8 protein-coding genes are annotated in these 8,944 nt (G+C 72.0%); 4 read left to right on the top strand and 4 right to left on the bottom strand.

The genetic code is table 11. The features are described 5' to 3' along the window. On the top strand, positions 1 to 1,144 hold a 1,144-nt coding region (locus AC1DYN_RS30370; protein ID WP_477966149.1), incomplete at its 5' end, for a glycosyl hydrolase family 18 protein. Between the two features lie 29 nt (positions 1,145 to 1,173). Here the strand turns inward: AC1DYN_RS30370 and AC1DYN_RS30365 are convergent. The 3 genes from AC1DYN_RS30365 to AC1DYN_RS30355 are packed head-to-tail and all read right to left on the bottom strand — an operon-like array spanning position 1,174 to position 2,668. Beyond that, on the bottom strand, positions 1,174 to 1,632 hold the full coding sequence (locus tag AC1DYN_RS30365; protein ID WP_477966147.1) for an SRPBCC family protein: 459 nt from the start codon (positions 1,630 to 1,632) through the stop codon (positions 1,174 to 1,176). Beyond that, complete coding sequence (locus AC1DYN_RS30360; protein WP_477966145.1) at positions 1,629 to 1,976, bottom strand: ArsR/SmtB family transcription factor; 348 nt, start codon at positions 1,974 to 1,976, stop codon at positions 1,629 to 1,631. The genes AC1DYN_RS30365 and AC1DYN_RS30360 overlap by 4 nt, the downstream gene beginning before the upstream one ends. 2 nt (positions 1,977 to 1,978) lie before the next feature. After that, positions 1,979 to 2,668 carry a glutathione S-transferase family protein gene (locus AC1DYN_RS30355; RefSeq protein ID WP_477966143.1) on the bottom strand — a complete coding sequence of 230 codons (690 nt, stop codon included), beginning with the start codon at positions 2,666 to 2,668 and terminating at the stop codon, positions 1,979 to 1,981. Between the two features lie 139 nt (positions 2,669 to 2,807). Here AC1DYN_RS30355 and AC1DYN_RS30350 point away from each other — a divergent pair, with 139 nt between their 5' ends. The 3 genes from AC1DYN_RS30350 to AC1DYN_RS30340 all read left to right on the top strand — a co-directional run bounded on the left by AC1DYN_RS30350 (position 2,808) and on the right by AC1DYN_RS30340 (position 7,776). Further along, positions 2,808 to 3,899: an ABC transporter substrate-binding protein gene (locus tag AC1DYN_RS30350; RefSeq protein WP_477966141.1), complete on the top strand. Its 1,092-nt coding sequence runs from the start codon at positions 2,808 to 2,810 to the stop codon at positions 3,897 to 3,899. Positions 3,900 to 3,930: 31 nt separating this feature from the next. Then, positions 3,931 to 7,059, top strand: a complete 3,129-nt coding sequence (locus tag AC1DYN_RS30345; RefSeq protein WP_477966139.1) for a response regulator — start codon at positions 3,931 to 3,933, stop codon at positions 7,057 to 7,059. 108 nt (positions 7,060 to 7,167) lie between these two features. Then, on the top strand, positions 7,168 to 7,776 hold the full coding sequence (locus AC1DYN_RS30340; RefSeq protein ID WP_477966151.1) for a LysE family transporter: 609 nt from the start codon (positions 7,168 to 7,170) through the stop codon (positions 7,774 to 7,776). 2 nt (positions 7,777 to 7,778) lie between these two features. Here the strand turns inward: AC1DYN_RS30340 and AC1DYN_RS30335 are convergent. Next, on the bottom strand, positions 7,779 to 8,944 hold a 1,166-nt coding region (locus tag AC1DYN_RS30335), incomplete at its 5' end, for an aminotransferase-like domain-containing protein (RefSeq protein WP_477966137.1).

Raw genomic sequence — 8,944 nt, 5'->3', positions numbered from 1 at the left:
CCCCGCGCCCGCCCCCGCGCCCGCCCCGGCTCCTGCGCCTGCACCAGCGCCAGCGCCCGCCCCGGCCCCGTCGGCCCGCAGCTACATCGGCTACTCCGGCACCTGGAACACCAGCCTCTACGACCTGACGCCGGCCAACATCCCGAACTACTTCACGCACGTGAACCTGGCCTTCGCGAAGCCCAACACGCAGTACGTGAAGGGCAGCTACGCGTTCGACCAGTCGATGGCCGGCTTCGAGTTCGTCGAGGGCGCGGCCACCAGCAACGGCCAGCGCTTCTTCAGCGCGCAGCAGGCGCAGGACCTGCGCAACAACATCGCGGCCCTCAAGGCCCGCGGCACGCAGGTCTGGCTGTCGTTCGGCGGCTGGGCCTACAGCCAGGGCAGCGAATGGGCCAACTACAACGCGCGCAGCGTCGTCGACCTCGCGCTGGACCTCGGCGCCTCCGGCGTCGACCTCGACTGGGAGGTCAACGGCTCGTCGTGCAACAAGCTCGACGCCGCCAACTTCGCCTGCAACACCGATGCGCAGATCGTCGGCATCATCGACGCCACCTACAGCGAGATCCAGTCGCGCGGCGCGAAGCTCGGCATCTCGGTCGCCGGCTGGTCCACCGGCGCCTACTACGTGAAGGGCTCGCCCTTCGAGGAAGGCAAGGTGCAATGGGGCTCGCCGTTCGGTGGCGTCATGTACACCGCCGTCAAGACGCGCGGCAGCAAGCTCAGCCACGTCAACCTGATGGGCTACGACGGCGGCGACTACTACGACCCGCGCGAAGGCTACGAGTCCTACCGCGCGATCTACAGCGGCCCGATCCACATGGGCATGGAGATCGCCCCCGAAGGCGCCGGCGGCGCGGTGCTGAAGATCCCGGCCAACGGCGTGCCGTACGACGCCGACATGCTGAACGGCAGCAACAACATCGCCACGCCGTACTACAACGTCGAGACGCTGGTGAACTACATCAGGAACAAGGGCCGCCCCGGCGACGGCTTCATGCTGTGGCAGATCTGGAAGCAGCGCGTGCACCAGCCGGCACCGGCCGGCGCGGCCACCGAGAACACGGCCGGCCAGTACGTCTGCCGCAACCTGCCGCTGAAGGGGGATTGCAACCAGGCGATCCCGGCCCTGCCCAAGCAGTGACGCGAGCCTTCCCGCAGTGTTGACAGGCCCTAGTGCCTGGACAGGCTGTGCACCAGCCGGTCCAGGCTCTCCTGCGTGCCGTGCAGGCGCTGCGCCCGGTCCTCGTGGCCATCCAGGTAGGCGAGCTGCTCGGTGTACACCATGCGCGTGCCGCGCCGGTTGGGCGAGAACTCGACCGTCACGAGCGACACCGACAATGGGCGCGCATCGAGCCGGATGTCGTAGGCGAACACGATCCGCCGCGCGGCCACGATGTCGAAGAAGACCTTCTCGATCTGCTGCACCCGCCCGTCCGGGTAGGCGACGCGGTGCGACTCACGCCCGAGCGGGCGGAAGTCGAGGCTGTAGTCGGTGGTGTGCTCGGCATGGCAGTCTGACCACAGCCGCTTGGCCACCGGGTCGGCCCAGGCCTGGAACACCGCCTCGGGCGTGGCGGCGAACTCGCGTTCGATGACGAAATCGGTGTGCGTGCTCGGGGTGTGCTTCATCGCTTGGCCCTGGTTTTCTGCTCGGCGAGGTAGGCGTCGAGCCGGTCGAACTGCGCGTGGAGCCGCCGCTGGTGCTTCGCCACCCAGGCCTGCATCGCGTCGAAGGCCTTCGGGTCGACCTGGTAGGTGCGCACCCGCCCGGCTTTCTCCGAGACGACGAACCCGCCCTGCTCGAGGACGGCCAGGTGCTTGACGGCCGACGGCAGCGCCATGCCCAGCGGCCCGGCCAGCTCGGTCACCGAGGCCGGCCCGTTGCTCAGTGCCTCGAGGATGCCGCGGCGCTGCAGGTCGGACAGCGCAAAGAACATGCGGTCGAGCCGGGCCGGGTCGGTGGTCGTGCGCATCGTCAGGCGGCCGCCGGGTCGAAGAAGCGCCGCGCCAGGCCGGCGCGCCCCGGGTAGTACTTGAACCAGGGCCGGGCCTGCTCCACCGTGCGCGCCACCGACGGCCGATCCATCAGGCGCTCGAAGTAGGCCGCCAGGCGCTCGTGCTGCGGCGGCAGCGGCACGTAGGTCAGTGCATAGAACAGCGACGGCGCGGCGGCGCAGTCGGCCAGGCTGAACGCTTCGCCGGCCATCCAGGTGCGGCCTTGCAGGTGGTGGTCGACCAGCGCGTAGGACGTCGCCAGCGTCTCGCGTGCGCGCGCCACGCCCTGCGCATCGCGCTCGCCCGGCGGCCGCAGCAGGTCGGCGGTGAAGGCCTGCATCGGCGTCATCACCTGCAGGTCGAACAGGCGGTCCCACAAGCGCACCTCCAGGGCCTCGTCCGGGTCGGCCGGGATCAGCGCCCGGCCCGGCTGCGCATGGTGCCGCTGCAGGTGCTCGATGATGATGCTCGTCTCCGGGACGGGCCGGCCCCGGTCCACCAGCAGCGGCATCTTGCCCGTCGGCCACAGCGCGAGGTACGCGCTGCGCTCGGCCGGGTCGCCCAGGTTCAGCAAGCGCTTGTCGACGTCGACGCCCAGCTCGTCGAGCGCGATCAGCACCTTGTGGCAGTAGGACGACAGCGGGTGGTAATGGAGCGCCAGGGTGCTCATGCGGGCCTCTGATTGTTTCCAATGTTGGAAAGTATGGCGCCGGCCGGACCCCGCGTCAACGAGAAGTGACATGACGCCGGTGCGCATGGTTCAATGCGGGGCGAGCCGGTCTCCCCGGCCAAGCCGAGAGGTTTGCCCCATGGATCGCCGAAATGCCTTGATCGCTGGCGCCGGCCTGTTGTGCACGGCCGGGCAGGTGGCGGCGCAGCGGCCGGCGCCGCGCGTCGTCTTCCTGAACCCCGGCGAGCCGGTCGAGCGCGGCAAGGGCCCGCACTGGCACATGACCGCCCGCCTGATGGCGGCCGCGGCCCGGACCTTCGGCATGGAACTCGAGGTGCTGTACGCCGAGCGTGACCACCTGCTGATGCTGCGCCAGGCCGAAAGCGTCGCGCAACGCGCCGATCCGCCCGACTACGTCGTGATCGTCAACGAGAAGCTGGCCGCGCTGCAGATGCTGCGGATGTTCGCGCCCACGCCCGTCAAGCTGCTGCTGATCCACAACGACCTGACGCCGGAGCAGCGGCGCGAGGTCGGCAACGAGCGCGAGCAGCTGCGCAACTGGATCGGCACCGCGACGACCGACGAGGCGCGCGCCGAATACCGGCTGATGGAAGCGCTGGTGCGCCAGCTCGGCGGCCGCGAGCCGCTGGTGATCGGCATCACCGGCGACCGCAGCACGCCGGTCTCGCTGGAACGCGCGCAGGGCGTGGCCGACTTCATCGCCCGTTCGGGGCGCGGCCGGATCCTGCAGCTGGCCTTCGGCGACTGGAGCGGCGCCGACGGCGAGAGCAAGGCCAGCGTTCTGCTGTCGCGCTACCCGGAGGTCAACATCATCTGGGCCGGCAACGATTCGATGGCGCTGGGCGCGATGCGCGCGGTGAAGGCGCGCGGCGCCCGGGTGCTGGTCGGCGGCACCGGGGCCTGGCCGGACGCGCTGGCCAGCCTGCTCGACGGCGGGCTGGCGGCCACCCTGGGCAGCCATTTCTTCATCGGCGCCTGGGCCATGGTGCTGCTGCACGACTACCACCATGGCGTCGACTTCGCCGCCCACGGCGGCCTGGCCCAGAAGCTCGACTACATGCTGGTGGTCACGCGCGAGACCGCGCAGCGCTACGACCATGCGGTGTACAAGCGCGACGGCGCGCCGGACTTCAGCGCGTACTCCAAGGTCTTCCACCCGAAGCCCGGCGGCTACGACTTCACGCTGGCGTCGCTGCTGCGCCCGAGCTGACATGCGCCTGCCGCAACACGGGTGGCCCCGCATGACCAGCCTGCACACGAAGCTGGTGGTGGCGCTGGTGACCCTGGTGGCGCTGGTGGCGGCCGGTTCGGCCTACGTGCTGCTCGAACGCGAGCGCGAACGCCGCCTCGTCGAGCTCGAAGGCCGCGCCGGCCGCATCGCCGACCTGTTCAGCCGCTCGGTCGCCTATGCGCTGTGGAACGTCGACCGTGCCGCGATCGACAGCCAGCTCGCGGCGCTGGCGCCCAACCCGGAGGTGGCGCAGTTCAGCATCACGGCAGTCGGCTACGGGCCGGTGTCCGAGGTCATCAAGACGCCGCTGCAGGACCTGGCCGATCCGATCGTGCGCGTGCAGGCGATCGAGTACGCGCCGCCGGGCGCTGCCGTGCCGCAGAAGATCGGCGAGGCCCGGGTCGTGCTGACCCGCGCCGTGGTCGAGCAGGCCATCGCCGCGGCACGCCGCACCACGCTGGCCCTGGTGGCCGCGATCGTCGCCCTGCTGTATGCGGCAACCTTCCTGTTGCTGCGGCGCATGGTGAGCGCGCCCATCAACCGCCTCGAGTCGGTGGTCGACCGGATCGCCGATGGCGACCTCGACGCCCGCTGCCCCATCGAGTCGGGCGACGAACTGGGGCGCCTGGCCGCGCGCGTCAACGCGATGGCCGACCGGCTGCGCGACTCGGCCCGCCGCCTGCGCGACAGCGAGGCCACCTACCGCGGCATCTTCGAGAACTCGCTGGAGGGCATCTTCCGCCTCGACCGGTCGGGCGGGTTGCATGACGCCAACCCGGCGCTGGCGCGGCTGATGGGGTATGCCACGCCGGCCGAGCTGATGGCGGCGGTGAACGGCGGCGCGGGCCGGGCGCTGTTCACGCCGGAACAGGTCGATGCGCAGTTCGCCGCGCTGGCGCGCGATGGCGAGATCGCCGGCATGGAGCTTGAGCTCACGCGCGCCGATGGCCGGCCGATCTGGGTGCAGCTGAACGCGCGGCAGCCGCGCGACGGCGTTCCGCAGGGCGGCGCCGCGCCCGGCTTCGACGGGCTGATCACCGACATCACCTCGCGCAAGCAGGCGCTGGAAGACCTGCGCAACCACCGCGACCACCTGGAAGAGGCGGTGCGCGAGCGCACCGCGCAGCTGGCCGAGGCGATGCAGCGGGCCGAGGTCGCGAGCCAGGCGAAGAGCGAGTTCCTCGCCAACATGAGCCACGAGATCCGCACGCCGATGAACGCGATCCTCGGCATGTCGCACCTGGCGCTGCAGAGCAAGCTGAACCCGCAGCAGCACAACTACGTGCAGAAGGTGCACCGGTCGGCCGAGTCGCTGCTGGGCATCATCAATGACATCCTCGACTTCTCGAAGATCGAGGCCGGCAAGCTCGACATCGAGTCGATCCCGTTCGACCTCGGCCACGTGATGGAGGACCTGGCGAACCTGATCGGCATCAACGCCGACGACAAGGGCCTGGAGCTGCTGCTCGTCGAGGCGCAGCAGCTGCCGATGGCGCTGGTGGGCGATCCGTCGCGCCTGCGCCAGGTGCTGCTCAACCTGGGCAACAACGCCGTCAAGTTCACCGACCGCGGCGAGGTCGCGGTGGCCGTCGACGTTCTCGAGCGCGACGCCGCATCGGCGCTGCTGAGGTTCGAGGTGCGCGACACCGGCATCGGCATGAGCACCGGGCAGCAGCAGGGCCTGTTCCAGCCGTTCTCGCAGGCGGACGCCTCGACCAGCCGGCGCTACGGCGGCACCGGCCTGGGCCTGGCGATCAGCCGGCACCTGGTGCGCCTGATGGGCGGCGAACTCGCGGTCGACAGCGTGCCGGGGCAGGGCAGCCGCTTCCACTTCAGCCTGCGCTTCGGGCTGCAGGCCGGGCCGGCCGCGCAGCCGCGCGAGCTGCGGCACGAGGGGCTGCGCGGGACGCGCGCGCTGATCGTGGACGACAACGCCAGTGCGCGTGAAGTGCTGGCCGGCATGACGGTGGCGCTGGGCCTGGCGGCCGACACCGCGGTCGACGGGCAGGACGCGCTGCGCCAGGTGGACCTGGCCGACGCGCGCGACCAACCCTACGACCTGGTGCTGCTCGACTGGAAGATGCCCGGCATGGACGGCGTGGAGTGCATGCTCCGGCTCGGCGAGCGCGCCGCCCGGCGCCACCCGCCACCGGTGGTGCTGATGCTGACGGCCTTCAGCCGCGACGAAGCCTTGCAGCGCCTGGCCGAGCGGCAGCTCAGCGTCGGTGCCCTGCTGGCCAAGCCGGTGACGCCGTCGACGCTGTTCGACGCCTGCAGTGCCGCGCTCGGCCTGGCGCTGCGCCATCCCACGCGCAGCGAGCAGCGCGAAGAGGCGATGCTCGGCCACCAGGCGCGGCTGAGCGGGGTGCGCATCCTGCTGGTCGAGGACAACCCGATCAACCGCGAACTCGCCCTCGACGTGCTGAGCCGCGCCGGCGTGGCCGTCGGCATCGCCTGCGACGGCCAGGAGGCGCTGGACCTGCTGGGCCGGCAGCGCTTCGACGGCGTGCTGATGGACTGCCAGATGCCGGTGATGGACGGCTACGCCGCGACGCGGGCGCTGCGCCAGCGGCCCGGCCTGCAGGACCTGCCGGTCATCGCGATGACCGCCAACACGATGGTGGGCGACCGCGAGAAGGCACTCGCCGCGGGCATGAACGACCACATCGCCAAGCCGATCCGGGTGGACGAGATGTTCGCGACGCTGGCGCGCTGGTTGCGGCCGGTCGCGGAGGGCTCGCCGGCCTCCGCGGGGGGCGCGAACGGCAGCGCCGGCCCCGATGCGCTGGCGGGCCTGCCGGGCATCGACACGCGCGCCGGGCTGGCGTCGGTGATGGGCAACGAGCTGCTGTACCACCGCCTGCTGGGCATGTTCCGCGACAGCCAGGCCGATTTCGCGGCGCGCTTCGATGCCGCGCTGGTGGCGGGCGACCGGACCGCTGCCACCCGCATGGCGCACGACCTGAAGAGCGTGACCGCGGCGCTCGGCGTCCATGCGGTGCAGCAGGAGGCGGCCGCACTGGAGCAGGCGTGTGCCGAAGGCGCCGGCGACCTCGAGGCCCTCGGCCGCGAGGTGGTGCGCCGGCTCGATCCGGTGATCCGGGGCCTGCAGGCGCTGCGCAGCGCGCAGGCACGCTGAGCGAACCGCTTCTGGACCGGTGGATCCCGCACGTTGTGGCTCTTGGGCGCGGCGGGCCTGCATGCCATCCTGCCGGCGTCATCCATCCCCAGGAGCCATTCCGTGACGATGCTCGTCCTGCTGCCGCTGTTCGTCATCGACAGCCTGGCCATCCTCAGCCCCGGGCCCAACATCCTGCTGGTCGTGTACGCCGCGGCCGAGCAGGACCGGCGCGGCGCGCTGCTGATCGCGCTCGGGCTGGCCACGGCCGGTGCCTTGTGGGCGCTGGTCGCCGTCTCGGGCCTGTCGGCGATCTTCGAGCTGCTGCCGGGCCTGCAGACCGCCATCCGGGTGGCCGGTGCCGTCTACCTGCTGTACCTTGCGGTGCGCCTGTGGCGCTCGCGCGCCGGGCCGCCGGCCGAGGTCGACGCCGCGCCCGCGGCGGCGCGGCCGGCACTCCAGGCCCTGCTGCGGGGCTTCACGACCAGCCTGCTGAACCCGAAGTCACTGGCCTACTTCGGCAGCATCTTCGTGCTGCTGGTGCCGGCCGATGCCGCCGCGTCGCTGCGGGTCGCGGCGGTGGCGCTCGTGTTCGCCGATGCCTTGCTCTGGTATGGCCTGGCGGCATGGCTGTTCTCGACGCCCCGCGTGATCCGGCGCTACCAGGCGCTGCGCCGGCCGATCGACCGTGCCTGTGCCGCGCTGATGGCGGCGTTCGGGGTCAAGCTGCTGCTGTGAGCTCAGGCGCCGTCCAGCACCCGCGACAGCGCGCGCACGCCGGCAGCGACCTGGTCGGTGGCGACCAGGCCGAGCCCGAAGGTCAGCCCGTTGTAGCGGGCGCGCCGCCGCCCGGACCGGTCCAGCGCCTCGACCGCCACCCCGGCCGCGGCCGCCGCCTGGACGACCGCGTCGGCCTCGAACTGCGGCGCGAGCAGCGCACTCAGGTGCAGGCCGGCCACCGAGGGCAGCGGCGTCAGCCGCCCGCCGGCATGCCGCTGCAGCGCCTGCAACAGCGCATCGCGCCGTGCCGCGTAACTGCGCCGCATGCGGCGCACGTGGCGCCCGAGGTGGCCTTCGCGGATGAAGGCGGCCAGCGTCAGCTGCGTCAGCAGGGGCGGCGCGCCGCAGGTCGCGTGCAGCGCCGCGGCGAGCCGCTCGCGCGCCCAGTCCGGGGCCACGATGAAGCCGACCCGCAGCGCGGGGAACAGCACCTTCGAGAAGGTGCCGACGTAGAACACCAGGCCGCGGTCGTCCAGCGAATGCAATGCGTCGAGCGGCCGGCCGCCGAAGCGGAACTCGCCGTCGTAGTCGTCCTCGACGATCACCGCCCGGTGCTGCCGCGCGAAGGCCAGCAGCTGCGAGCGGCGGTTCAGCGACATCGCCGTGCCGACCGGGAACTGGTGCGACGGCGTCACGCAGACCACCTTGGCGGATTCGGGCAGCAGGTCGACGCGCAGGCCCTCGCCGTCGAGCGGCACGCGCACCAGCTGCGCGCCCCGGAACGCCAGCGCCGCATACAGCGGGCCGTAGCCGGGGTCTTCGACGGCCACCGCGGTGTTGCCCGGCGTGACGAGCATCTCGGCCAGCAGCGCAAACGCATGCTGCGCGCCGGACGTGAGGACCACGTCGTCGGCGCTGCAGGCCACCGCGCGCGACGCCGACACGTGGGCCGCGATCGCCGCGCGCAGCAGCGGCTCGCCGGCCGGGTCGGTGTAGGCCCGCGGCATGCGCGCGAAGTCGCGCTGGGCCCGCACGCCGAGGCGGCGCCACACGTCCCAGGGCAGCTGCGAATGGTCGGGCAACCCGACGCGGAAGTCGAAACGGGGTCCGGGCGCCATGGCCTCGCCCGGCCACGGCACGATGCGGCGCCACGGGTCGGGCAGCGAGGCGGGCGCCGGGCGGGCGG

This window comes from Rhizobacter sp. P2_D12 (assembly GCF_056404395.1).
The sequence above is the reverse complement of the archived record's forward strand: the minus strand, read 5'-3'. Positions and strand labels throughout refer to the sequence as shown.